The sequence below is a fragment of the Pseudomonas sp. PDM01 genome (assembly GCF_014852325.1).
Taxonomy (GTDB): Bacteria; Pseudomonadota; Gammaproteobacteria; order Pseudomonadales; family Pseudomonadaceae; genus Aquipseudomonas; species Aquipseudomonas migulae.
Genome location: NZ_JACVBK010000010.1, coordinates 210916 through 235322, shown reverse-complemented (window position 1 = coordinate 235322; position 24407 = coordinate 210916). Strand labels below are relative to the sequence as shown.

General features: G+C 60.3%; 24 protein-coding genes. 10 read left to right on the top strand and 14 right to left on the bottom strand.

Annotated features, from left to right (window positions below; all coding sequences use genetic code 11):
• Window positions 1-2 precede the first annotated feature (2 nt).
• Window positions 3-818 carry a YfaP family protein gene (locus IB246_RS24530; RefSeq protein ID WP_008042989.1) on the top strand — a complete coding sequence of 272 codons (816 nt, stop codon included), beginning with the start codon at window positions 3-5 and terminating at the stop codon, window positions 816-818.
• A 434-nt stretch (window positions 819-1252) separates the two neighbouring features.
• Here the strand turns inward: IB246_RS24530 and IB246_RS24525 are convergent, their stop codons facing one another.
• The 9 genes from IB246_RS24525 to IB246_RS24485 form a co-directional block, all read right to left on the bottom strand.
• Window positions 1253-2002: a S24 family peptidase gene (locus IB246_RS24525; protein WP_008042988.1), complete on the bottom strand. Its 750-nt coding sequence runs from the start codon at window positions 2000-2002 to the stop codon at window positions 1253-1255.
• A gap of 226 nt (window positions 2003-2228) precedes the next feature.
• On the bottom strand, window positions 2229-2756 hold the full coding sequence (ppa, locus tag IB246_RS24520) for an inorganic diphosphatase (protein ID WP_007990564.1): 528 nt from the start codon (window positions 2754-2756) through the stop codon (window positions 2229-2231).
• 113 nt (window positions 2757-2869) lie between these two features.
• Window positions 2870-3682, bottom strand: coding sequence for a zinc-dependent peptidase (locus IB246_RS24515; RefSeq protein WP_008042987.1), 813 nt, complete (start codon window positions 3680-3682; stop codon window positions 2870-2872).
• Window positions 3683-3685: 3 nt separating this feature from the next.
• On the bottom strand, window positions 3686-4342 hold the full coding sequence (locus IB246_RS24510; protein ID WP_008042985.1) for a DedA family protein: 657 nt from the start codon (window positions 4340-4342) through the stop codon (window positions 3686-3688).
• Between the two features lie 305 nt (window positions 4343-4647).
• Window positions 4648-5109 (bottom strand): GNAT family N-acetyltransferase, encoded by a 462-nt coding sequence (locus tag IB246_RS24505; protein ID WP_008042983.1) that lies wholly within the window; start codon window positions 5107-5109, stop codon window positions 4648-4650.
• 120 nt (window positions 5110-5229) lie between these two features.
• Complete coding sequence (eutC, locus tag IB246_RS24500) at window positions 5230-6054, bottom strand: ethanolamine ammonia-lyase subunit EutC (RefSeq protein ID WP_177318188.1); 825 nt, start codon at window positions 6052-6054, stop codon at window positions 5230-5232.
• Window positions 6055-6062: 8 nt separating this feature from the next.
• Window positions 6063-7457, bottom strand: coding sequence for an ethanolamine ammonia-lyase subunit EutB (locus IB246_RS24495; RefSeq protein WP_008035777.1), 1395 nt, complete (start codon window positions 7455-7457; stop codon window positions 6063-6065).
• A gap of 198 nt (window positions 7458-7655) precedes the next feature.
• Entirely contained in the window at window positions 7656-9026 is a 1371-nt protein-coding gene (gene eat / locus IB246_RS24490; protein WP_008035770.1) for an ethanolamine permease, read from the bottom strand.
• 218 nt (window positions 9027-9244) lie between these two features.
• Window positions 9245-10765 (bottom strand): aldehyde dehydrogenase family protein, encoded by a 1521-nt coding sequence (locus IB246_RS24485; RefSeq protein ID WP_008035766.1) that lies wholly within the window; start codon window positions 10763-10765, stop codon window positions 9245-9247.
• Between the two features lie 299 nt (window positions 10766-11064).
• On the opposite strand from IB246_RS24485, the gene IB246_RS24480 reads away from it, so the two are divergent.
• From IB246_RS24480 to IB246_RS24465, 4 genes are all read left to right on the top strand, one after another.
• On the top strand, window positions 11065-12978 hold the full coding sequence (locus tag IB246_RS24480) for a sigma-54-dependent Fis family transcriptional regulator (protein ID WP_008042979.1): 1914 nt from the start codon (window positions 11065-11067) through the stop codon (window positions 12976-12978).
• A gap of 259 nt (window positions 12979-13237) precedes the next feature.
• Window positions 13238-14587, top strand: a complete 1350-nt coding sequence (gene mpl, locus IB246_RS24475; RefSeq protein WP_008042978.1) for a UDP-N-acetylmuramate:L-alanyl-gamma-D-glutamyl-meso-diaminopimelate ligase — start codon at window positions 13238-13240, stop codon at window positions 14585-14587.
• Window positions 14584-15216, top strand: coding sequence for a flavin prenyltransferase UbiX (gene ubiX, locus IB246_RS24470; RefSeq protein ID WP_008035761.1), 633 nt, complete (start codon window positions 14584-14586; stop codon window positions 15214-15216). The genes mpl and ubiX overlap by 4 nt, the downstream gene beginning before the upstream one ends.
• The gene (locus tag IB246_RS24465; protein ID WP_008035760.1) at window positions 15209-15493 is read left to right on the top strand and encodes a YceK/YidQ family lipoprotein; all 285 of its coding nucleotides are present in this window, start codon (window positions 15209-15211) and stop codon (window positions 15491-15493) included. Before ubiX ends, IB246_RS24465 begins: the two co-directional genes overlap by 8 nt.
• Window positions 15494-15608: 115 nt before the next feature.
• Here the strand turns inward: IB246_RS24465 and IB246_RS24460 are convergent, their stop codons facing one another.
• The 3 genes from IB246_RS24460 to IB246_RS24450 form a co-directional block, all read right to left on the bottom strand.
• Window positions 15609-16250, bottom strand: a complete 642-nt coding sequence (locus IB246_RS24460; protein ID WP_008042977.1) for an oxidoreductase — start codon at window positions 16248-16250, stop codon at window positions 15609-15611.
• A 27-nt stretch (window positions 16251-16277) separates the two neighbouring features.
• Window positions 16278-17996: a C13 family peptidase gene (locus IB246_RS24455; protein WP_192230193.1), complete on the bottom strand. Its 1719-nt coding sequence runs from the start codon at window positions 17994-17996 to the stop codon at window positions 16278-16280.
• A 103-nt stretch (window positions 17997-18099) separates the two neighbouring features.
• Window positions 18100-18555 carry a MaoC family dehydratase gene (locus tag IB246_RS24450; RefSeq protein ID WP_008035756.1) on the bottom strand — a complete coding sequence of 152 codons (456 nt, stop codon included), beginning with the start codon at window positions 18553-18555 and terminating at the stop codon, window positions 18100-18102.
• A gap of 183 nt (window positions 18556-18738) precedes the next feature.
• On the opposite strand from IB246_RS24450, the gene IB246_RS24445 reads away from it, so the two are divergent.
• From IB246_RS24445 to IB246_RS24430, 4 genes are all read left to right on the top strand, one after another.
• On the top strand, window positions 18739-19101 hold the full coding sequence (locus IB246_RS24445) for a CidA/LrgA family protein (RefSeq protein WP_008044533.1): 363 nt from the start codon (window positions 18739-18741) through the stop codon (window positions 19099-19101).
• Entirely contained in the window at window positions 19098-19814 is a 717-nt protein-coding gene (locus IB246_RS24440) for an LrgB family protein (RefSeq protein ID WP_008035079.1), read from the top strand. Before IB246_RS24445 ends, IB246_RS24440 begins: the two co-directional genes overlap by 4 nt.
• Window positions 19815-19824: 10 nt before the next feature.
• Window positions 19825-20415 carry an LON peptidase substrate-binding domain-containing protein gene (locus IB246_RS24435; RefSeq protein WP_008035081.1) on the top strand — a complete coding sequence of 197 codons (591 nt, stop codon included), beginning with the start codon at window positions 19825-19827 and terminating at the stop codon, window positions 20413-20415.
• Window positions 20416-20544: 129 nt separating this feature from the next.
• Complete coding sequence (locus IB246_RS24430) at window positions 20545-20712, top strand: hypothetical protein (RefSeq protein WP_008044534.1); 168 nt, start codon at window positions 20545-20547, stop codon at window positions 20710-20712.
• Between the two features lie 54 nt (window positions 20713-20766).
• On the opposite strand, the gene IB246_RS24425 is transcribed toward IB246_RS24430, so the two are convergent.
• Complete coding sequence (locus IB246_RS24425; protein WP_008044540.1) at window positions 20767-22083, bottom strand: bifunctional DedA family/phosphatase PAP2 family protein; 1317 nt, start codon at window positions 22081-22083, stop codon at window positions 20767-20769.
• A 175-nt stretch (window positions 22084-22258) separates the two neighbouring features.
• Window positions 22259-22957: a DNA-3-methyladenine glycosylase gene (locus IB246_RS24420; RefSeq protein WP_032832881.1), complete on the bottom strand. Its 699-nt coding sequence runs from the start codon at window positions 22955-22957 to the stop codon at window positions 22259-22261.
• Window positions 22958-23134: 177 nt separating this feature from the next.
• Here IB246_RS24420 and IB246_RS24415 point away from each other — a divergent pair, with 177 nt between their 5' ends.
• A complete protein-coding gene (locus IB246_RS24415; protein WP_008044543.1) occupies window positions 23135-24406 on the top strand; it encodes a glutamate-5-semialdehyde dehydrogenase in 1272 nt (423 codons plus the stop codon).
• Window position 24407: the final 1 nt, after the last annotated feature.

The following is a 24407-nucleotide window of genomic DNA, read 5'->3' as shown; positions in this document are numbered from 1 at the left end:
CCATGAAACTCCGTTATCCACAGGTCTTCCTGTTCCTTTGTTCTGTTTGCGTATTGCCGACGGTTTTTGCGGCTGAAAGCGCCGTCAAACTCGACACCCCCGTCGGCGGCTGGCGCACGGGCGCGGCCGAGGGCGAAGGCGAAAACTTCCGCCAGACCGTCAACTACCCGGCCTCCTCAGTGAACACGCCAGTGGGCCAGGCCAACACCGCACGCATCACCGGCCAGATCAAAGCCACACCCAAGTCCACTGAACCGGGCCGGTTGATCGTCAACGGCGTCAGCATGCCGCTGAAGATCGATCCCGCTGGCCGCTTTGACCGACCGTTCTCCTTCCCCAGCGGCAGCAACAGCGTCGAAGTCCGCAGCCCCGATGGCCAACAACGGCATCGCACGCAGTTCCTCAACGCCAGCGGCGGTGCGACACCGGCGAAATTGCGGGTGTTGCTGGCCTGGGACAGCGACGGTACGGATCTGGACTTGCACCTCATCACCCCCGATGGCGCGCATATCTGGTATGGCGATCGTGTTGCGCCCAATGGCGCTGCGCTGGATGTGGACGTGACGACGGGTTATGGGCCGGAAATCTTCGCCATGCCGGCGCCGATCAAAGGGCAGTATTTGGTGTATGTGAATTACTTTGGGGGCGGGTATCGGAGCGATGAAGACGGGCAGGAGGATGCGGTTCAGCCGCTGACCACGGCGCAGGTGACGGTGATTACGGAGGAAGGGACGCCGAACGAGAAGATGGAGACTTTTCTGGTGCCGATGCGGGCGGTGGGGGAGTTGACGTTGGTTAAGGGGTTTAGTTATCCGTAATTGGTCAGCAGGTTGCTGACTGATTCTGCCCTATGCGATTTGATGGGATTGCTTTCTACCAGGCATTAAAAAGCCGGCTTGTGGCCGGCTTCTCGGGGACTGGCTTGGTTCATTTTTGGTAAACCGCGCCAGCCTTCAAAACGTACACCCGGATCTTGCGTCCGGCTGTGGGACTCGGCGAGAAAATCATCTGCCTTGTCGGTGCGATCGGAGCCGCGGGGCGGGTCGATGCGCAAATGTGGGGCGCAGCATACTGATTTTTTTGGGGAATTCCCAGTGTGGTGTGCGGGGTAGAGCTGTTAGTTGCTTGCGGTCGGGTAGCTGAGCCGGGTTTTGAGGTGAATGTTCCACCGCCTTCGCGGGCAAGCCCGCTCCCACAGGTACTGCGCAATCCCTGTGGGAGCGGGCTTGCTCGCGAAGGGGGCGGCGCGGTGTTACAGGAACGGAATGGGTGGGCGACGCTTGTTCAGCGTCGACCACCAGAACACCCACCCCAACACCCGGATGTTCTGCTCTTCTATTTGCGCGGCCCTGAAAGTCTCATCCGGGTACTCGGCGCTGTTGTGGCTGCGCATTCGCAATCCATTGCCCGGCATTCGGTGCAGGTACTTGATGCGCAGCATCCCGTCGTGTTCGATCGCATAAATTTCTCCATCGACAATCTGGGTCAGGCCACGATCGATGGCGATGGTTGAGCCGTCTTCAATTTTCTCGGCCATGCTGTTGCCGATCATGTAGGCGCAGATGGCATCCGCATGGTTGATCTCCAGGGAATCGAGATGGCTGCGGGGTAGGCGGATGGGGTGGCTGGTGTCCTCGATCACGTGGGTTTTGCTGGAGCCGGGAGCGATGGGCGCTTCTTTGTAAAAGTGCAATTCGACATCAGTGGGTTCGATGACGGTGTAGATGCCGCGGAGGGCCTGGGCGTCGAAGGTGTTGCCGGTGTCGCTGACCAGACGCAGGTGTTTGGCGTCTTTTGGGCCTTCGAGATATTTGAGCCACTCGCTGTTGACTGAGAGTTTTCTGGCGACGGCTTCCATGCAGTGATCGGGCACACCGCGGGTGTACCAGTTGTGTACGTTTTGCGGCGCCGTGCCGAGGTATTCGGCGAACCCGGTCGTCGTGATGTTCGCTACTTTGAGGAGCGCTTTAAACCGTGGACCGCTAGTGTTTTTTTTCTTCATGGGCACGAGTTTACGGGCGTATGGCGAGGCTTTGAATAAACGAAGCGTTCAAAATACGAGGGAAATTTAAGACCGGATGTAAGACGTATCGAGTAAAAATTAAACAAGAAAAAACCGATTCACCGGATGGTTAAACGGCACGTTTAAAAGCTTTTCTGCGCGCACAAAAAACCCCGGATAAACCGGGGTTTTTTCAAGTCGTCAGTGGCGCAAGGCCAGTGGCGTCTCAGCCTTTATAGGCAGCAACCGACTTGGTGATCGCTTCGCGGGCGGCGTCTGCACCGGCCCAGCCTTCGATTTTCACCCATTTGCCTTTTTCGAGATCTTTGTAGTTCGCGAAGAAGTGCTCGATCTGCTGAATCAGCAGGGCTGGCAGGTCGGTGTATTCCTTCACGTCGACGTACAGCTGGGACAGCTTGTCGTGTGGGACAGCGATGACTTTGGCATCGCCGCCGCCGTCGTCGGTCATGTTCAGGATGCCGACCGGACGAGCGCGGATCACGGAGCCTGGAGCAACCGGGTAAGGGGTCACGACCAGCACGTCGAGGGGATCACCGTCGTCAGCCAGGGTGTTCGGGATGTAACCGTAGTTGGCCGGGTAGAACATCGGGGTGGCCATGAAACGGTCAACGAACAGGCAATCGCTGTCTTTGTCGATTTCGTATTTGATCGGCGCGTGGTTGGCCGGAATCTCGATCGCGACGTAGATGTCGTTCGGCAGGTCTTTGCCAGCCGGAATCTTGCTGTAGCTCATTGGGCGGTGCCCCCGTTAGTTGACCAAAAACACTTGGCCGGATTGACCAAAAAGTGGCGGCGATTATAGGCATATTCCGCCGATCACGCTACGGATCAGAGGTCGTGTAGACCTTAGTCGCGTGCCTGATAGACCGGGTCTTCGGCCAGAAGTTGCCGCAGCCGGGCCAACGGATCCTGTCGATAAAACAGACTCAACTGTTCGTAGACCTGTGGATAAGCCTCATGCAGCAAATCCGGGGCGCTGAAGAAGTATTCGCTGGTGACCGCGAAGAACTCGGCGGGGTTTTCCGCGGCGTAGGGGTCGATGGCGGTTTCGGCGTCCGGGTTGCGCTCCAGTTGTCCGTCGAGGTCGTCGTAGGCCTCTTGCATGACCTTGGCCCAGTCGCTGACGCGCATGTCGGCATGCAGCGGCGGCAGGCCGTTGGCGTCGCCGTTGAGCATGTCGAGCTTGTGCGCGAGTTCGTGGATCACCAGGTTGTAGCCTTCCCAGCCACCACTGGCCATCACGCCGGGCCAGGCCAGAATGATCGGGCCTTGCTGCCAGGCTTCGCCGCTGTGTTCGCCGTCCCACTCGTGTTCAACGCCACTGGCGTCGCGATGGCGCTGCGGGCTGAGGAAGTCGTCGGGGTAGAGGACGATTTCGTGAAAACCCTGATACCAGTTCAGATCGCCCAGCTTCAGCAACGGTAATTGCGCCTGGGCGGCGAGCAGCAAACGCTGCTCCTGATGGAGTTCGACGCCGGGCAGGGCGGTCAGGTGCTTGTCGTCGAGAAACAGTACGCAGGCTTCGCGCAACCACTGGTCTTCAGCCGCGCTGATGCCGTCGAGAAAGCTCAGGTGATGGCGCACCCGCTGCCACATATCGTCGGCAATCGGGTGCCTGGCCAGGATGCGCCGGCGACGCCAGGCGCTGAGCGACCACATCGTTCAGTGTGGTTCGGCTTTGGACGCGGCGCTGCCGAAGCGGCTGCGAATCACGCCGATGATCATCGGCACCAGTGACAGCAGAATGATGCCCACTACCAGCAGCGAGAGGTTTTTCTTGATGAACGGCACGTTGCCGAAGAAGTAACCGAGGGTCACCAAACCGCCAACCCAGAGGATGGTGCCGAGGACGCTGAAAAAGAAGAAACGCGGGTAAGGCATTTTCGCCACGCCGGCGACGAACGGTGCAAAGGTGCGAATGATCGGCAGGAAGCGCGCCAGGGTCACGGTTTTGCCGCCGTGCTTGTCATAGAAGTCGTGGGTTTGTTGCAGGTAATCGCGGCGGAAAATTTTCGAGTTCGGGTTGCTGAACAGTCGCTCGCCCACCGTTCGTCCGATGATGTAGTTGGTGCTGTCCCCGAGGATCGCCGCCAGCATCAGCAGGCCACCGAGCAATACCGGGTCCATGCCGCCACCGGCCGCCACGGCACCGGCGATGAAAAGAAGGGAATCGCCCGGCAGGAAAGGCATCACCACCAGGCCGGTCTCGCAGAAGATCACCAGAAACAGGATGGCGTAGATCCATGGCCCGTAGTTGTTTACCAGCAAGTCGAGGTAAACATCGAGATGCAGGATAAGGTCGAGCGGGTTGAAATCCATGGAGGCACCTGTGGTGACGGCCCGACTCGGCAGGCCTGTGCGGATGACTTCGCGTAAGGCTACAGACGGGTGTAGTTTTTCTTACAAGCCGGAAAGGTCGGCATTATACGGGCTGAGAAGTGAAAAGCGCGTCGAGTTTGTAGCGAGGAGTGTCGCGCAAGACCGGCGGCGCGGTCTGCTTTTTTTTGTAGGAGCAGCCGGTCGACGCTCGATTGCTCGCGAAAGCGGTATGTCGTTCAGCATATCCGCCAGATGTCAGACCGCTTTCGCGAGCAAGCTTCGCTCCTACGAGGGCTCGGTGCGGATCAAAGCTCGTCGCTGATCGGCAGCACGTAGTTTTTGAACTCTGTGTCTTCCTTGAATCCGATGGATTCGTAGGTTTTCTGTGCGATTTTGTTGTCGCTGCTGGTGGAAACGCGCATGCGCACGGCATTGGTTTCCTTGGCCATTTTTTTCGCGGTGCGCATCAGGTTGTCAGCCACTAACTGCCGGCGGGCGTCTTCGGCGACATAAATGTCGTTGAGGATCCACACGCGTTTAAGTGAAAGCGACGAAAAGCTCGGGTACAGCTGACAGAAACCCATCAGCTTCTTGTCGTCGTCATCGGCCAGGGCCAGGTAGATCACCGATTCCTTGCGACGCAGGCGTTTCTCGAGGAACGCCCGGGACGAGTCCGGATACGGCAGGGAACCATAAAACTCGCGATATTTGACGAACAACGGGGTCAGCAGGTCCAGGTGTTCAAGGGTCGCTTGAATAATCCGCATCGATAGGTCTCGTCTTCAAGTGGCTGTCTTCACATGCTCTGACGGCGAACGGTTCTTCACTCGGGCAGCCGTGTTTCGATCCTGCCTGAAATTGAATCAGAAACGCAATGCGGAAACGGTTCAGGCATCCGGCAGGCCCAGTAGGAAATTACCTTTCATGTCCGCTCCTGCATCCGACTCCAGCGTCTGAAGCTGCGCTTCGTCCTTCAGGTTGACCCCCGACAACTGCCGCCGACAGGCTTCGCGCATCAGATAAAGCAAGCGGTGTGCCGCCATGCCATAACTCAAGCCTTCCAGTCGCACATTGGAGATGCAGTTGCGGTAAGCATCCGTCAGACCGACCTTTGGATTGTAGGTGAAATATAATCCCAGACTGTCTGGCGAGCTGAGGCCAGGGCGTTCGCCAATCAGAATCACCACCATTTTTGCGCCCAGCAACTCGCCGATTTCGTCGCTTATCGCGACCCGGCCTTGTTCTACCAGAATCACCGGTGAAACCGTCCAGCCATCGACTTCGATCTGCTCTCGCATGCGCGAAAGGAAGGGCACGGTGTGGCGGTGCACAGCCAGTGCCGACAAACCATCGGCCACGACAATCACCAGATCGACGCCGCCGGGATAGGCTGAAGCATGGTTGCGCAGGATTTGCGCGGACTCATCGCTCAATTTCCGCCCCAAGTCAGGGCGCTGCAAATAGCTGTCGCGGTTGGTGGCGGCGCTGTGCAGGAGCACACTTTCGTATCCGCATTCGGCCAATTGAGCGCTGAGCCCGGCATGGTCGAAGGGCAGGTGCACCGCGTCCCGAGCCTGGGCGTGGGCGTACTGGAAATCCAGCTGTGCGCTGGTCGGCATGCTGGTGCCGGTGCGGCCCAGGGCAATCCGTGCCGGGGTCAGGCGCCGCAGTTCCAGCAACGGATTTTCTGAATCAACAGGCGGTTTATCCATCTCGACACTCATCCCAGTTGCCCCATCGCCTGGCGGAAGGCTGGCGGCAGGCGCTCGCCGAAATGAATCTTGCCATCGGCCTGAGTGAAAATGCCCATTTTTGCCAGCCACTGTTCGAACTCCGGCGCCGGTTTCAAGCCCAGGGTTTGTCGGGCGTAGAGCGCGTCGTGGAACGAAGTGGTCTGGTAGTTGAGCATGATGTCGTCGGAACCGGGGATGCCCATGATGAAGTTGATCCCGGCCACGCCCAGCAGGGTCAGCAGGGTGTCCATGTCGTCCTGGTCGGCTTCGGCGTGGTTGGTGTAACAGATGTCACAGCCCATCGGCACGCCCAGCAATTTGCCGCAGAAGTGGTCTTCCAGGCCTGCACGGATGATCTGTTTGCCGTTGTAGAGGTATTCCGGGCCGATAAATCCTACGACGGTGTTCACCAAAAACGGTTTGAAATGTCGGGCAACTGCGTAGGCGCGGGTTTCGCAGGTTTGTTGATCGATGCCGTGGTGGGCGTTGGCCGACAGCGCGCTGCCCTGGCCGGTCTCGAAATACATCAGGTTTTGCCCAAGCGTGCCGCGATTCAGGCTCAAACCGGCGTCGTAACCTTCCTGCAACACATTCAGGTTGATGCCGAAACTGGCATTGGCCGCTTCGGTGCCGGCGATCGACTGGAACACCAGGTCCAGCGGAACGCCGCGATTGATCGCTTCGATGGACGTGGTGACGTGGGTCAGCACGCAGGCTTGTGTAGGAATTTCGTAGCGCTGGATGATCGCGTCGAGCATTTCCAGCATCGCGCAAATCGAGGCAATGCTGTCGGTGGCCGGGTTGATGCCGATCATCGCGTCGCCGTTGCCGTACAGCAGGCCGTCGAGAATGCTCGCGGCTATACCGGCCGGTTCGTCGGTGGGGTGGTTGGGTTGCAGGCGGGTGGATAAGCGTCCCCGCAGGCCCATGGTGCCGCGAAAGTGCGTGATCACGCGGATTTTCTGTGCGACCAGCACCAGGTCCTGCACGCGCATGATTTTTGATACGGCTGCGGCCATTTCCGGCGTCAGGCCCGGAGCGAGGGCGCGCAGGCTCTGTTCGTCGGCGGCATCGCTGAGCAGCCAGTCGCGAAATCCGCCAACGGTGAGATGGCTGACCACGGCGAAGGCTTGTTTGTCGTGAGTGTCGATGATCAGTCGGGTGACTTCATCGGTCTCGTAAGGAATCAGCACTTCCTGCAGGAAGTGAGTCAACGGGATATCAGCCAGGGCCATTTGCGCGGCGACGCGCTCGCCATCGTTAAGGGCGGCGACGCCGGCCAGGAAATCCCCGGAACGCGCCGGGCTGGCCTTGGCCATGACCTCTTTGAGGCTGGCAAAGCGGTAGGTCTGGGCGCCGATGGAATGGGCAAATGTGGCCACGGTGTCCTCCTGATGTGTAGAAGTCTTGATTACCCTGACATTCCCTTGTGGGAGCCAGCCTGCTGGCGATTGCAGTGTGCCATTCAAAATCTATGCTGACTGTCAGACCGCAATCGCCAGCAGGCTGGCTCCCACAGGGGGAGTGATGTGCACTTCAATAAAGCAGGCGCCGGGAAGTTAGCCCGGCACCGGTGCAACTCAGGCGCCTTCGAGCATCGCATCCGCCGGCGCATCGAAGCGCTGTTTGGCGGTCAGTTGGAAATACAAATACCCGGCCGCCATGAAACCGAGGAACACACAGCCGATCAGCGGGTTGAACCACGCCATCGCCACCAGGCACACCACCGCCAGGAACAGCGCAATCCCCGGTACGATCGGGTAACCCGGCGCGCGGAAGCTGCGTTCCAGGTTCGGCTCGGTCTTACGCAGCTTGAACAGGCTCAGCATACTGATGATGTACATCACGATGGCACCGAATACCGACATGGTGATCATCGCTGCCGTCAGCGTCATGCCTTGCAGGTTGACCAGGCCGTCGCTGTAGATTGCCGCTATGCCGATCACGCCGCCGGCCAGAATGGCCCGGTGCGGGGTCTGGAAACGTGACAGTTTGGCCAGCGAACGTGGCAGGTAGCCGGCCCGGGCCAGGGCGAAGAACTGACGCGAGTAACCGAGAATGATCCCGTGGAAACTCGCCACCAGCCCGAACAGGCCGATCCAGACCAGCATGTGCATCCAGGTCGAATTGTTGCCGACCACGGCTTTCATCGCCTGAGGCAGCGGGTCGTTGATGTTCGACAATTGACGCCAGTCGCCCACGCCGCCGGCCATCACCATCACACCGATCGCGAGGAACACCAACGTCAGAATGCCGCTGACGTAGGCCTTGGGAATCGTGCGCTTCGGGTCCTTGGCTTCTTCCGCCGCCATCGCCGCGCCTTCAATCGCGAGGAAAAACCAGATCGCAAACGGGATCGCCGCAAAGATGCCGGGGATTGAGGCAATGGTGAACTCGTTCGAACCCGACCAGCCGTTGAGCACGAAATTGCTGAAACTGAAGCCCGGCGCGACCACGCCCATGAACACCAGCAACTCGGCGACGGCCAGTACGGTCACCACGAGTTCAAACGTGGCGGCGATGCTGACGCCGAGGATGTTGAGCGTCATGAACACGAAATAGGCGCCAACGGCGGCAATCTTGGGGTCAAGTTCCGGGTATTGAACGTTTAGATAAGCGCCAATGGCCATGGCAATGGCCGGCGGCGCAAAGACGAATTCAATCAGCGTGGCAATGCCGGCAATCAAGCCGCCTTTCTCGCCGAAGGCCCGTCGGCTGTAGGCAAAGGGCCCGCCAGCGTGGGGAATGGCGGTAGTCAATTCAGTGAAACTGAAGATGAAGCAGGTGTACATCGTCGCCACCATTAGGGCGGTGACGAGGAAACCCAGAGTGCCTGCGGTGCCCCAGCCGTAACTCCAGCCGAAGTACTCGCCGGAAATCACCAGGCCGACGGCAATGCCCCATAAGTGCAGGGTGCCGAGTGTGGGTTTGAGCTGTGTGGAAGAAGTCATAAGTCCTCGCTGTCTTTTTTATTGTTTGATCTGTTGGACTTTCGGAAACTGGTTTTTGGTGTGGAGCGGGCACGCAAAGCCCGTGCCAGAGCGGCAGGGCAGTGATTTGTGGTGTGTTTGAGGATGCCTTCGCGGGCAAGCCTCGCTCCTACAGGTACGGCGTGATCCTGTAGGAGCGAAGCTTGCTCGCGAAGGCCGTTACGCGGTTTCGCGCGGGGTTAGAAGAAGCCCAACGGATTGATGTCGTAGCTCACCAGCAGGTTTTTGGTCTGCTGATAGTGATCGAGCATCATTTTGTGGGTTTCACGACCGACGCCGGACTTTTTGTAGCCACCGAACGCGGCGTGCGCCGGGTACAGGTGATAGCAGTTGGTCCACACGCGACCGGCCTTGATGGCGCGGCCCATGCGATAGGCGCGGTTGATGTCGCGTGTCCACAGGCCGGCGCCGAGGCCGAACTCGGTGTCGTTGGCGATGGCCAGGGCTTCGGCTTCGTCCTTGAACGTGGTGATGCTCACCACCGGGCCAAAGATTTCTTCCTGGAACACACGCATTTTGTTGGTGCCCTTGAGCAGGGTCGGCTGGATGTAATAACCCGTCGCCAGACTGCCCTCGAGTTTTTCCACCTTGCCGCCGGTCAGCAGCTCGGCGCCTTCGCCCTTGGCGATTTCCAGGTACGAAAGGATTTTGTCGAATTGCTGCTCGGACGCCTGGGCGCCGACCATGGTGTCGGTGTCCAGCGGGTCACCGCGTTTGATCGACAGGACTTTTTTCATCACCTCTTTCATGAAGTCGTCGTAGATCGATTCCTGCACCAGCGCGCGGGACGGGCAGGTGCAGACTTCGCCCTGGTTGAAGAATGCCAGCACCAGGCCTTCAGCAGCTTTCTCGATGAAGGACGGTTCGGCTTTCATGATGTCTTCAAAGAAGATGTTCGGCGATTTGCCACCCAGCTCCACGGTGGACGGGATGATGTTTTCGGCGGCGCATTTCATGATGTGCGAGCCGACCGGGGTCGAGCCAGTGAAGGCGATCTTGGCGATGCGTTTGCTGGTGGCGAGCGCTTCGCCGGCTTCTTTGCCGAAGCCTTGCACAATGTTGAGCACGCCCGGTGGCAGCAGGTCGCCGATCAGCTCGACCAGCACGGTAATGCCCAGCGGCGTTTGTTCTGCTGGCTTGAGCACCACGCAGTTACCCGCCGCCAGCGCCGGGGCGAGTTTCCACGCGGCCATCAGGATCGGGAAGTTCCACGGGATGATCTGCCCGACCACGCCCAGCGGTTCATGGATGTGATAGGCCACGGTGTTGCCGTCGATCTCGGCAGCGCTGCCTTCCTGCGCACGGATGCAACCGGCGAAGTAACGGAAGTGGTCGGCGGCCAGCGGGATGTCGGCGTTGAGGGTTTCGCGAACGGCTTTGCCGTTGTCCCAGGATTCGGTGATCGCCAGCAGTTCCAGATTCTGCTCGATGCGGTCGGCGATTTTCAGCAGCACCAGCGAGCGCGCCTGGGCGGACGTGGCGCCCCAGGCATCGGCAGCGGCGTGGGCAGCGTCCAGGGCTTTGTCGATGTCTTCGGCCGTGGAGCGCGGGAATTCGGCAATCGGTTGGCCATTCACTGGCGAGGTATTGGTGAAGTACTGACCTTTGACAGGCGCGACGAACTCGCCGCCGATGTAGTTACCGTATTTGGCTTTGAACGAAACGATAGCGCCTTCAGTACCTGGGTGAGCGTAACGCATGGTGTTTTCTCCTTGGCTTTTGTACTTATTAGAGAGGCGCATGTGCGCTTGCTATAAGCGTAGAGCAAAGGTCGGGCCACTGCCCTGTGAGCTAGGCAAATCAAGGCCTTGCGCGTTTTTTGTCGGACGGATGGATGGCGGCTGTGACGCTTTCGGTACAGCCCACGTGACAGTTTGTACCGCTTGTGGCACAAGCTGTGACTGACCGGTCTTGCCAGCATTGCAATGCGGGCTAGGCTGGAGGATGCTCGGGCATCACCTCAATACGGGTCACCGAGCCCCGGGGAGAATAATAAGAAATGCACGACAACCATTTGAGTCGCCATGCCCAGCAAGTGCTGACCGTGACCCAGGGGAAATCCCACCTGCACGGTCCCGGCAGCGATCCGTCCATTGCCCGTTCCTGGCTGCGTTGTCTTGAGGACTATCACCTCGACCCGGCCCTGACCATGGCGCCGACGGTGCTGGAGCACGGTCGTGTCCTCGAAAGCCGCGAACGCTTGCAGCAAGTGCTGCACATCGCCGGCAATGAAATGAGCAGTCTTCATCAGCAGCTGTCCGGCGCCGGCCATGCGGTGCTGCTGACGGATGCGCGCGGGGTGATCCTCAATTGTGTGACGGCACCCGCCGAGCGGAAGATTTTCGAACGCGCCGGCCTCTGGCTCGGTGCCGACTGGAGCGAAGCCTGCGAAGGCACCAACGGCATCGGCACCTGCCTGGTGGAGCGTCAGTCGCTGACCATTCACCAGGACGAACATTTTCGTGGTCGTCACACTGGCCTGACTTGCTCGGCGAGCCCGGTGTTCGATCCGCATGGCGAACTGCTGGCGGTGCTCGACGTGTCCTCGGCGCGGCACGAGGTGTCACGGCAAAGTCAGTTCCACACCATGGCCCTGGTCAATCTGTCGGCGAAGATGATCGAGAGCTGCTATTTCCTGCGTTACTTCGACAATCAATGGTTGCTGCGTTTTCACCTGCAGGCGGAATCCGTCGGGCTGTTCAGCGAGGGGCTGCTGGCGTTCGACGGCGAGGGTCGGATCAGCGCGGTCAATCAGAGCGCGCTGAACCTGCTGGGGCATAGTCGTGGCGGGCTGCTGGGCAAACCGGTCGAGGCGTTTTTCGATTGCTCGCTGGATGAGTTGCTGGGCCGCGCGAGTGTGAATGCCAGCGCCAGTTGGCCGTTGCGCGCACGTGACGGGCGCGGCCTGTTTGCCGTGTTGCGCGGTCAGCCGCGCAGCATTCCGGTGCCGGTAGTGACCAGTCGGGTCGTTGCCGAACCTGCGCGCCTGTCGGGCATTTGTCTGGGCGATGCGGGTTTGCAGGAAGACTTCCGCAAATCCCTGCGCGTGTTCGAACGGGATGTGCCGCTGTTGATCAACGGCGAAACCGGGTCCGGCAAGGAGGCCTTCGCCAAAGCGGTGCATCAGGCCAGTCAGCGGGCCGAAAAAGCCTTCGTCGCGCTCAACTGCGCGGCCATCCCGGAAAGCCTGATCGAGAGCGAGTTGTTCGGCTATCGCGGCGGCAGCTTTACCGGCGCACGCAAGGAAGGCATGCGCGGCAAGTTGCAGCAGGCGGACGGCGGGACCTTGTTCCTCGATGAAATCGGCGACATGCCGCTGGCGTTGCAGACCCGGCTATTAAGAGTGCTGGAAGATCGGCAAGTGGTGCCGATTGGCGGCGAGCCGGAGGCGGTCAACGTGCGGATCATCAGCGCGACTCACCGTAATCTTCTGGAGCGGGTGCAGGACGGCAGCTTCCGTGAGGATTTGTATTACCGGCTCAATGGGTTGGAGATTGCGTTGCCGGCGTTGCGCGAACGCAGTGACAAATCGCAGTTGCTCGACTTCCTGCTGGCGGAAGAGGCGGGCGGGGAGACGGTGCTGATTGATGAGCCCGCACGCCAGGCGTTGCTGGGGTTCGCCTGGCCCGGGAACGTGCGGCAACTGCGCAACGTGCTGCGCACCTTGGCGGCGTTGTGTGATGGCGGGCGGATCGGGCTGGAGGATTTGCCGGCGATGATTCGACAGGCCAGGCCGGTGCCGGTTGTTGCCGTCGAACCGCCTTGCGAACATCCGCTGGATGATGCCGAGCGCCTGGCGTTGCTGAATGCGCTGGAGCAAACCCGTTGGCACATGACCCATACCGCCGAGCAGTTGGGTGTCAGCCGTAACACCCTCTATAGAAAGCTGCGTAAACACGGCATCGCCCGGTGAATGCAAACCTGTAGGAGCCGGCTTGCTGGCGATGGCGGTTTCAAGGGCGCCATCGCCGGCAAGCCGGCTCCTACAAAAATGGGGCGTTCCCCGTTCATCGGTTAAAACGCCGGACCTGTAGGAGCCCGGCTTGCCGGCGATGGCGATTTCAAGGATGCCATCGCCGGCAAGCCGGGCTCCTACAGAGGCTGACACGAAACAAAGGTGCGATTTTCGCCTCCCTACGCTAACCTGCGGCCATGTTTTACGAGGTCGACTAATGCACATTCATATTCTTGGTATCTGCGGCACTTTCATGGGTTCGATGGCGGTTCTGGCCAAAGAGCTGGGCCATCACGTGACCGGCTCCGATGCCAACGTCTATCCGCCGATGAGTACTCAGCTCGAGGCGCAGGGCATTGAACTAACCCAAGGTTATGATCCCGCCCAGCTCGATCCGGCGCCGGATCTGGTGGTCATCGGCAACGCCATGTCCCGCGGCAACCCGGCTGTTGAATACGTACTGAACAAAGGCCTGCCTTACGTCTCCGGTCCGCAATGGCTGGCCGATCACGTGTTGCAAGGCCGCTGGGTACTGGCCGTCGCCGGTACGCACGGCAAAACCACCACCAGCAGCATGCTGGCCTGGGTGCTGGAACACGCGGGCATGAGCCCCGGTTTCCTGATCGGCGGCGTGCCGCAGAATTTCTCGGTGTCGGCGCGTCTGGGCGGCACGCCGTTCTTCGTGATCGAAGCCGACGAGTACGACAGTGCGTTCTTCGACAAGCGCTCCAAGTTCGTTCACTACCGCCCGCGCACGGCGATCCTGAACAACCTGGAGTTCGATCACGCTGACATCTTCCCCGATCTGCCAGCCATCGAGCGACAGTTTCACCATTTGGTGCGGACCATCCCGAGCGAAGGCCTGGTGATCCATCCGACCACCGAGCCGGCATTGCAGCGCGTGATCGAGATGGGCTGCTGGACCCCGGTGCAAACCACCGGCGCCGGTGGTCAGTGGCAGGTCAAACTGCTGAGCGAAGACGGTTCGAAATTCGAAGTGATGTTCGAAGGCATCGCTCAAGGCGTGGTCGATTGGGACATGACCGGCCAGCATAACGTTGCCAACGCACTGGCCACCCTGGCAGCCGCGCGGCATGTCGGTGTTGTGCCATCGATGGGCATTGCCGCGTTGAGCGCGTTCAAAAGCGTGAAGCGCCGTATGGAGAAAGTCGCCGAGGTCCGCGGCATTACCATCTATGACGATTTTGCCCATCACCCGACGGCCATCGCCACGACCCTCGACGGTCTGCGCAAACGCATCGGCGACGCGCCGCTGATCGCCATCATCGAGCCGCGCTCCAACTCCATGAAACTTGGCGCGCACCGCGACGGTTTGCCGGAAAGCGTGGTCGATGCCGATCAGGTGATCTGGTACGCACCGGCCAACCTCGGTTGGGATTTGGGCGCGACCGCCGCGCTGTGCAGTGTGCCGTCGATTGTCAGCGAATCACTGGAAGGCATCATCGACCGTGTGAAGAGCCAGGCGCAGCCCGGCACTCACGTGGTGATCATGAGCAACGGCGGCTTCGGCGGCCTGCACGGCAAACTCGCCGAGGCGCTGCAATGAACAACGGCCCGGAACGCATCACGCTGGCGATGACCGGCGCTTCGGGCGCCCAGTACGGTTTGCGCCTGCTGGACTGCCTGATCCGCGAAGACCGCGAGGTGCACTTCCTGATTTCCAAGGCTGCGCAACTGGTGATGGCCACCGAGACTGACGTCACGCTGCCGCCGAAAACCCAAATGATGCAGGCTTTCCTCACCGAGTACACCGGCGCTGCCGCCGGGCAGATTCGGGTGTACGGCAAGGAAGACTGGATGTCACCGGTGGCCTCGGGCTCCGGTGCGCCGTCGGCGATGGTGGTCGTGCCGTGTTCGACCGGTACGCTGTCGGCCATTGCCACCGGTGCCTGCAACAACCTGATCGAGCGCGCCGCCGATGTCACGCTGAAGGAGCGTCGCCAGCTGATTCTGGTGCCGCGTGAAGCGCCATATTCGAGCATTCATCTGGAGCACATGCTCAAGTTGTCGAACATGGGTGTGACCATTTTGCCGGCGTCGCCGGGCTTCTATCATCAGCCGCAGACCATCGATGACCTGATCGATTTTGTGGTGGCGCGGATTCTCAACCTGCTGAATATTCCACAAGACATGCTGCCGCGTTGGGGCGAACACCATCTGACCAGCGATGAATAAGCTGCTGACGATTGTGCTGGCGCTGCAACTGGCGGGGTGCGCCACGGCACGCACGCTGGATGCTGCCAAGCCTGGGGCACCGGTGGTGTATGCGGGCACGCGCCTGGATTTGTACGCCCTGAATGGCGGTTGCTGTGCGATGGATCGTTTTGGGGCAGAGGCGCCGAGCTATCCGGGTGTCGATCTGCCGGCCAGCGCGTTGCTTGATACGCTGCTGTTGCCGTTGTCGGTGTTGACGGTGATCGGCGTGAGTTTTCAGGCGACGGGTGGATTGTAGGAGAGCGCTTCGCGCTCTATCGCGAGCAGGCTCGCTCCCACATTGGATTTGTGAGCGACACAGATCAAATGTGGGAGCGAGCCTGCTCGCGATGGTTCATCCCTGACTCAATAAATTACTTGCCTAGCTTCCTCAACTCATCCGACTCGACAATCCGTATCCCATCCTGTTCTTCCAGCGCCAGTCGCCACATCGCCCTGGCCAGTTGGCAAGCTTCGATTCCGCGGTATTTGCCGGGGATCAAGCGGGACAACGGACCGGCGACCTGCTCGGCCAGACGCGGTTCGAGGCGTTCACCCAGCAACACCGAAGGTCGACAAATGGTCAGCTGTGGCCAGTTTTGTGCGCGCAATGCGTACTCCATCTCGCCTTTGACCCGGTTGTAGAAAACCGAGGATCTGCGATCGGCCCCCAGGGCGCTGATCACGATCAAGTGTCGCGCACCCATTTCCCGCGCCCGTTTGGCGAAGGCCACTACCATGTCGAGGTCGACCGCGCGGAACGCCGCTTCCGAGCCGGCCTGTTTGATCGTGGTGCCGAGGCAGCAGTAGGCGATGTCGACGCGACCGCTGAGTTGCGGCAGGAACATCGCCGGGTCGCCGACCGGGTTTTCCAGATGCGGATGCTCGGCCAGCGGCCGGCGTGAGGGGGCCAATACGCGCGTGATCGTGGGCTCGTTAAGCAGGCGATCAAGCAAGTGTTCACCGGTTAACCCGGTAGCTCCGGCAAGCAATACGTGCTGAGGCGTCAAGTACATAATATGTCCCCCTTGATACTGATCAGCTTAGTTGCTCTTTGCGTCCTTGCTGTCGATAGAGACACTTTGTAGCGCTTTTCGTGCCTGCTGTTTGCGTAATAGCTGCCAATGGGAGAGAACGGTTTTCGGCGCCCAGATTTGCGGTTCAGAGGCTTCGAAACTGTCCGCCAATTCACGCTCGGCCACGGAGGCCTTGGCCAGCTTGAAGGCTTGTTCCAGGTCGTCGGTCTGGTTCAGGGCCTGGGCGAACAGCGCGTCGCCGAAGTAGGTGAAGTTGGCTTCTTCCGAGCACCCGAAGGACACGCGGTCGGCGCGCGACGCGGTCATGATCAGGGTGCGTTCGTCCTTCAGGGCGGGGATGAAACCACCGGAGTAGCAAGACGAAATCACGATGATCTTGTCGCGGTTTTTCAGCGGGGCGAGCACGGCGCCGAGTTCGTTGGCCGGCAGGTCGGACAGCTCCATGCGTGGCTGGTCGAGCACCAGTTCGTGTTCGCTGGTGCCGTGGCTGGTCAGGTAGATGAAGATCAGGTCTTCCGGGCCGCTGCGCTCGGCCAGCGTCAGCGCCGCACGGCGCAGGTTTTCCCGGGTGGCCATCGGCCGGTCGACGAGGTGGTCGCGATGGTTCACCAGGCGGATCTGGCCAAACGCACCGAAACGGCTGGTGAGCATGTTGCTGACGTAATCGGATTCACGCAGGAACACGCTCTGCTTGCCGTCACCGCCGACGGTCAAGGTGTACAACTCGATCGCCGGGGTCGAAGCCGGCACATTGGCCAGCGCGTCTTCGAGCAAGCGGCCCTGGGCCAGCAAGCCGAGTTCAAGGCTGTCGGGCAACAGCTTGCCGTCGGCATCGCGTACTCGCTGACCATTGGCCCACGTGCCGCTCTGCACGGTGCCATCGGTCAGCACCAGCGTGCCGCGTCCCTGATAACTGTCGCCGTCGAACTGGCCGATGTAGAAGCTGCCATCTGAAAGGTTCAGTCGGCCCTGACCGGTGAAGCGCCAGTCGCTGAACTGGCCGATGTAGTGGCTGCCGTCGGCGCCGATCAACTCGCCTTTGCCATTCAGCGAGCCTTCCTTGAACTGGCCGAGCCAGACATCACCGTCGGCGTTTTCGTAGCGGCCCTTGCCGTGCAGTTGGTTGTTCTTGAAGCTGCCGACGTAAATGTCGCCTTCAGCGCTGTTGAATGTCCCGTTGCCTTCCAGCTGACCGTCCTTGAAATGCCCGGTGAACTGATTGCCGCTGGCGTCGCCACGCTGGCCTTCGCCGTTGGGTTTGCCGTGGGCGAACTGACCTTGATACGAGCTGCCGTCTTCGAGTTCCAGACGGCCGAGCCCCGAATATTGATCGGCCTTGAATTCGCCGCGGTAGGTCATGCCGTTTTCTTTGAGGGTGCCTTCGCCTTCGCGCCGACCCGCCTTGAAGCCGCCGGTGTAGCTGCTGCCGCTGGTGGTCAGCGTGCCCTGGCCGTCGAACAGCCCCAGGTTGAAATTGCCGCGATACAGCTCGCCGTTGCTGCCGTGCCATTCGCCCTGGCCGTGCCACTGGCCCTTGTCGAAACTGCCGGCGTACCAGCTGCCGTTCGGGTAATCGACGCGACCCTGGCCTTGCAGCAATCCGTTGACCAGGTCTCCGCGATAGCGGCCGCCGTCCGGCAGGCGCGCATCGGGCGGCAACAGCGATTCGCTGTCGCCGCAAGCGGTGAGCATCAGGGTCAAGGCAATGAGTGCAAGTGAGCGCATAGCGGGATCCGGGCAATTAGGCGACCGAGTATGCCGCAGCTCTATGACTGAGATATAGAGAGAGGTCGCGAAACAGCGTGAGCTGCTTCGCATCCGGGAGCGTTTACACGAAGCAGAGCGACAGTGGCTCGGCGATATAGGCCGGTTTGTCCGAACCTTCGATCTCGAGCGTGGCGGTGGCCTTGAGTAACCATTGGCCGGGCTTCTTCTCGGTGACTTCGGTCAGGTCGACCTTGAGGCGCACTTTCGAATTGACCTTGACCGGCTGAATGAACCGCACGCTGTCGAGGCCGTAATTGACCACCATCTTCAAGCCTTCAGGCAGGATGAGGATGTCTTCCATCAGTTTCGGGATCAGCGACAGCGACAGGAAACCGTGGGCAATGGTGCTGCCAAATGGCGTTTGCGCGGCTTTGACCGGGTCGACGTGGATGAACTGATAGTCTCCAGTGGCTTCGGCGAACAGGTTGATGCGCTCCTGATCGATAGTTAGCCATTCGGAACGTCCAAGTTCCTTGCCGACATAATCTTTGAGCTCTGCAACTGGAACATAGGGCATTGAGACTCTCCTTGGGTTCATCGGTTTTATAGTTTTGAGGTGGGGGGATTTGACCTCCCGGATTACCACTTTAGATCAACATGGCAAATTGCTCCGGTCAACTGACCATGCTTTTGGCGAATGCCGGTCTATAGCGTTGGCATGCTTATAATGCCGGGCGCGATTTTTCGGGGGAGAGGACGGATGTTGTTACGTGGCCTGACCTGGCTGGTGTTGTTCCAATTGCTGGGCACCGCCATCAACCATTTGTTTTTGCCGGTGCTGCCGGGGCCGATCATTGGCCTGCTGCTTCTGCTGGTGTTCCTGATCAGCCGTGGCCAGGTCGGCGAGCCGTTGAGCCTGGCGGCCGGCAGCCTGCTGCGTTACCTGCCATTGCTGCTGGTGCCGCCGGCCGTGGGCGTGATGGTTTACGCCAAGGACATTGCTGCGGACTTCTGGGCCATCGTCGGCGCACTGGTGTTGTCGCTGCTGCTGTCCATGGCGTTCGCCGGTGTGCTGATGCAGCGCATGGTCAAACGCCACGCGCACCGCGAGGACTCGCAATGATCTTCGACTGGCAGGGCGCCTGGGTGTCGGTGATTCATCATCCATTGTTCGGCATCGGCATCACCCTCGGCGCCTATCAGCTGGTGTTGGCGGCGTTCGAGAAAACCCGCTGGATTTTTCTGCAGCCGGTGCTGGTCTCCATGCTGTTGGTCATTGGCGTGCTGGTCGGCTGCGGCCTGACCTACGCCGAGTACCGCAAGAGCACCGAGATCCTCAGTATTTTGCTCGGCCCTGCCACCGTTGCGCTGGCCGTGCCGCTTTACCTCAACCTGCGGCGGATTCGGCAGTTGTTCTGGCCGATATTTACTACGCTGGTGATAGGTGGCGTGATTGCCACCGGCATGGGCGTGTTGCTGGGGTGGTCGTTTGGTGCCGAGCACATGATCCTGATGACCATGGCGCCGAAGTCGGTGACCTCGCCGATCGCCATGCTGGTGGCCGAACAGATCGGCGGCGTCGCGGCGCTGGCGGCGGTTTTTGTGTTGATCACCGGCGTAATCGGGGCGATCTTTGGGCCGAGCCTGCTGAACCGGCTCGGCGTCCACAGCCCCGAGGCGCGCGGCATGGCGCTGGGCATGACCGCCCATGCGGTGGGCACGGCCGTGGCGATGCAGGAAAGTGAAGAGTGCGGCGCCTTCGCGGCGCTGGCGATGAGTCTGATGGGCGTGGCCACGGCGGTGTTCCTGCCGTTGGCGGTGTCGATGGTGGTGTAAGGAAATGTCTATGAGCCTGCCGCTTTTCCCGCTGAATACGGTGCTGTTTCCGGGCTGCATCCTCGACTTGCAGATTTTCGAGGCGCGCTACCTGGACATGATTGGTCGCTGCATGAAACAGGGCGGCGGCTTCGGCGTGGTGTGCATCCTTGAGGGTGAAGAGGTCGGCATCGCCCCGTCAGGTTATGCGCTGGTCGGGTGTGAGGCGCTGATCACCGATTTCAAGCAGCAGGACAATGGCCTGCTGGGCATTCGGGTGCAGGGCGGGCGGCGTTTTCACGTGTTGCGCACCGAGGTTCAGCGCGATCAGTTGACCGTCGCCGAGGTCGAGTGGCTGGAAGACGAACCGGAGCAACCCTTGCAGGATGAGGATGCCGACCTCGTCGCACTGCTCAAGGCCCTGGCCGAACACCCGATGGTCGAAGCGCTGAACATGGGCACCGAAGCGACCGGGCAACAGTCGCTGGCCAATCAGTTGGCGTACCTGCTGCCATTCGCCGAGGTGGACAAGATCGACCTGCTGCAACTCGATGATCCGCAGCAACGACTGGATGCGATCCAGGCGCTGCTCGATGAATTGCAGGGTGAGTTGTTCGCTTGAGAGCGAAGGGCTGATGAACGCATTTGGTAGCAGTTTGGGCCTCAGGCCAGCATTGTCGGAAGCAACGGATACGCATAGTTTCAAGTCTGCCCACAGGAAGTGGGTTCACACTTGAAAAGGAAGATGTAAATGGATTCCGACGCAACACAAAAACAGGCTATCTGGGATCAATGCGCTGTTGAGGTCATGCTGGTCGTGCTGAAGAGTCAACAGCGATTCAACTATGAAGTCGCTGCTCAGGCTGCCGCCGATGCCGCGGATGCGCTGATCGAAAAACGCGAAGCTCGACGTACTTGAACAATTTCGCTGGATAAAAAAAGCCCGAGCAATGCTCGGGCTTTTTGTGTTCGATCAATAGGCATACCGCAACATTGCGTGCGGTAAATGCCGCAACGCAAAGAAGCCGAATAACACCACCATCGCCGGCAACACCAGCCACCAGACTTTGGGTGGCATGGCGTTGAGCGGTGTCTGGCGCTGACTCAACCCCAGGCTCGCCGCACACACGCACGCCGCCAGCATGGCGCCGGCCAGCACATCCGTTGGCCAGTGCGCGCCCAGGTACACGCGCGACAAGGCAATCGCCAGCGCCGGCAGGCAACCCAGCAGCAACCAGGTCAGGCGCATCCTTGGCGGTTGTCCGCGACCGGCCAGCACGGCGAGCGTCAGAAACAGCGCGAAAGAGCCCGAGGCATGGCCGCTGGGCATGCTGTAGCTGGTAAGCGGGTCGCTCAGGACTTCCGGGCGCAACCGGGCGAAAAAGTGTTTGGTGAGCGTATTGCCGAGTGCGGTGACGAGCAGTGTGCTGCCGGCGAAAATCGCCTGTCGCCATTGCCGGGTCAGCAGCAGCAAAACGGTGAGCAGGGCGCTGAACAGCAGCATATTGCGGAACTCGCCGATCAGGGTGAAAGTCACGGCGACTTCATCGAGCATCGGGCTGCGGTGTTCCTGCACCAGCGTCATCAAACCCTGGTCGAGAGCGGTGAGGTGCGGGTAGCCGATAAACAATCCGGCCAGAATCAACAAGCTCATGCTGGCGATCAGTATCGTGGCCTTGCGATGACGGCGCAGGCTGCTGGTCGCGCTGAGACCGATCATCACGGCGATGCTGCCGGCGACGATCCCGGCCTCAGGCCAGAAACCTTCCGGTAATGGCAAGCGAATCGCCGCGCCCGTGGCCCAGCCGGGCAGCAGGTAGGCGACGCTCCAGCCGGCAGTGGCCAGCAGGCTGACGGCAACGAAGCGCGGGAACGGCATGTCGAACATCCCGGCGACCATCGGCAGCATCGGCCTTAGCGGCCCGATGAATCGCCCGACCAGCAGGCTTGCGATGCCATAGCGCTGGAAGTAAGCCTCGGCACCGGCGATCCACTCCGGGTGATGGCGCAGGCCGGGCAGGCGGCGGATGTTCTGATGGAAATGTCGCCCGACAAAGTAGGAAACGATATCGCCCAGCACGCCGGCAACGAATCCCAGCAGCAAGGTTTCGCTCAACGACAGCGCACCGCTGCCGGCCAGCACGGCGACGGCAAACAGCAACACCGTGCCGGGTACGATCAGTCCGGCAATCGCCAGGCATTCCACGAAGGCCACGATGAACACCGCCGCAGCCAGCCATTGCGGGTTGACCGTCAGCCATCCGGTCACGCTATCGAGCCATGGGCCCATAAAAACAACTCCATTGAATAATCAATTGGCCTCAAGGGCCGAACGCACTCTTCAAAACACTACAGACCCTTGTAGGAGCATGCTTGCTCGCGATGGCGGAGTGTCAGGCAACATCTGCTTCGACTGTCAGACCGCTATCGCGAGCAAGCTTGCTCCTACAAGGGATTTTCATTGTTCAAGTGAGCAAAAAATAATCGCGACCTTCGACCTGCCCCCGTCGCAGCGGGTTTCGCGTGCAATACGGCGCGTAAGCCGCATCGACGAAGCGGTACATCAGATGCTCATCGCGCCCATGGGGAATACCCAGGCGTGTGGTTTGAATGATGTGACCCGGCGCCGGGCCGACATCCTCCACCAGCAGCACTTCATGATCAAAACGCTTGGCGTCCCATACCGGCACCTTCAAACCCAGCGCCTTGCACAACAGCGTTTGCCCGGCACAGAGTTTTTGCGACGGGCGAGGGCGGCCCTGGGCGTCGGGATTGTTCAGCAGCATCTGCGCCAGGCTTGCCGGGCCGCTCAACTCATCGACCCACGGATAAGCTGATTTGATCAAAACCGCATTGCCCGGACCTTGAGCGCTGAAATTCAGGGAGTCGCCGCCCCGGGCGTAATACATATAGATGTGGCCGCCATCCAGAAACAAAGCCTTACGCTTTTCTGTGTAGCCGAGAGAGGCATGGCTGCCTTTTTCTTCGAAGTAATAGGCTTCGGTCTCGATGATCCGGGCGCTGAGCCACAGTTCACCGACCCGATGCCGGATGACTTTGCCAAGTAAATCCCGGGCCAGCGTTTGCGCATCCCGGTCGAAAAATGCGTCCGGGAGCCCGGTGGGCAGGCCCGCAGCGGTCGCACGTACAGTCAGGTTGGACATGATGAACGGCATTTATCAAAGCTGATTGAGTCGTGATGATAACAATTTGCAGCTTAATCACGGCTGAACGTCGGCAAATTGCCCTCCATTTCGACCATCCGCCCGTCACCGCTGTTAGTCAGGGGACGCGACAGCTATAATCTGCCGCTTTCATCTTTGCCAAGATCACAGCAGACAATGACTGAGTCCGTTCTCGACTACATGACCCGCCTGGGTCGCGCCGCCCGTGAAGCGTCGCGCATCATCGGCCGTGCCAGCACCGCGCAGAAAAACCGCGCCTTGCAGGCGGCTGCCAATGCGCTGGATGCCGCGCGTGCCGAGCTGACGGCCGCCAATGAGCTGGATCTGGCGGCTGGTCGAGCCAATGGCCTGGAACCTGCGCTGCTGGAGCGTCTGGCGCTGACCCCGGAGCGTATCGACGGCATGATCGTCGGTTTGCGCCAGGTTGCAGCGTTGCCAGACCCGGTCGGCGCCATTCGCGACATGAGCTTCCGTCCGTCGGGGATTCAGGTCGGCAAGATGCGTGTGCCGCTGGGCGTGATCGGGATCATTTACGAATCCCGGCCCAACGTGACCATCGACGCCGCCAGCCTGTGCCTGAAGTCCGGCAACGCGACCATCCTGCGCGGCGGTTCCGAAGCGATTCATTCCAACCGTGCCATTGCCGCCTGCATCCAGCGCGGCCTGGCCGAAGCCGATCTGCCGGCCGCCGTGGTTCAAGTGGTCGAAACCACCGACCGTGCCGCCGTTGGCGCGCTGATCACCATGCCTGAATACGTCGACGTCATCGTGCCCCGTGGCGGCCGTGGCCTGATCGAGCGCGTCAGCCGTGATGCGCGCGTGCCGGTGATCAAGCATCTGGACGGTATCTGCCACGTTTACGTCAGTGCCCACGCCGATCTGCCGAAGGCCCAGCGTATTGCCTTCAATGCCAAGACTTACCGTTATGGCATTTGCGGTGCGATGGAGACGTTGTTGGTGGATCAAACCGTTGCCAAAGATTTCCTGCCTTCGATGGCTGCCCAGTTCCGCGAAAAAGGCGTTGAACTGCGGGGATGCGAGCGCACTCGGGCGATCATTGAGGCCGCAGTGGCCACTGAAGAAGACTGGCACACCGAGTACCTGGCGCCGATCCTCTCGATCCGCGTGGTCGACGGGCTGGACCAGGCCATCGAGCACATTAATAAGTACGGCTCCCATCACACCGATTCGATCGTCAGCGAAAACCTTGCAGACACCCGGCGTTTCGTCGCGGAAGTCGATTCGTCGTCGGTGATGATCAACACCCCGACCTGCTTCGCTGATGGCTTCGAATACGGATTGGGTGCCGAGATTGGCATTTCTACTGATAAGCTGCACGCCCGCGGCCCGGTGGGTCTCGAAGGTCTGACCTGCGAGAAGTACATCGTGGTCGGTGATGGCCAGTTGCGCGGCCAGGCGTCGGTCTGAC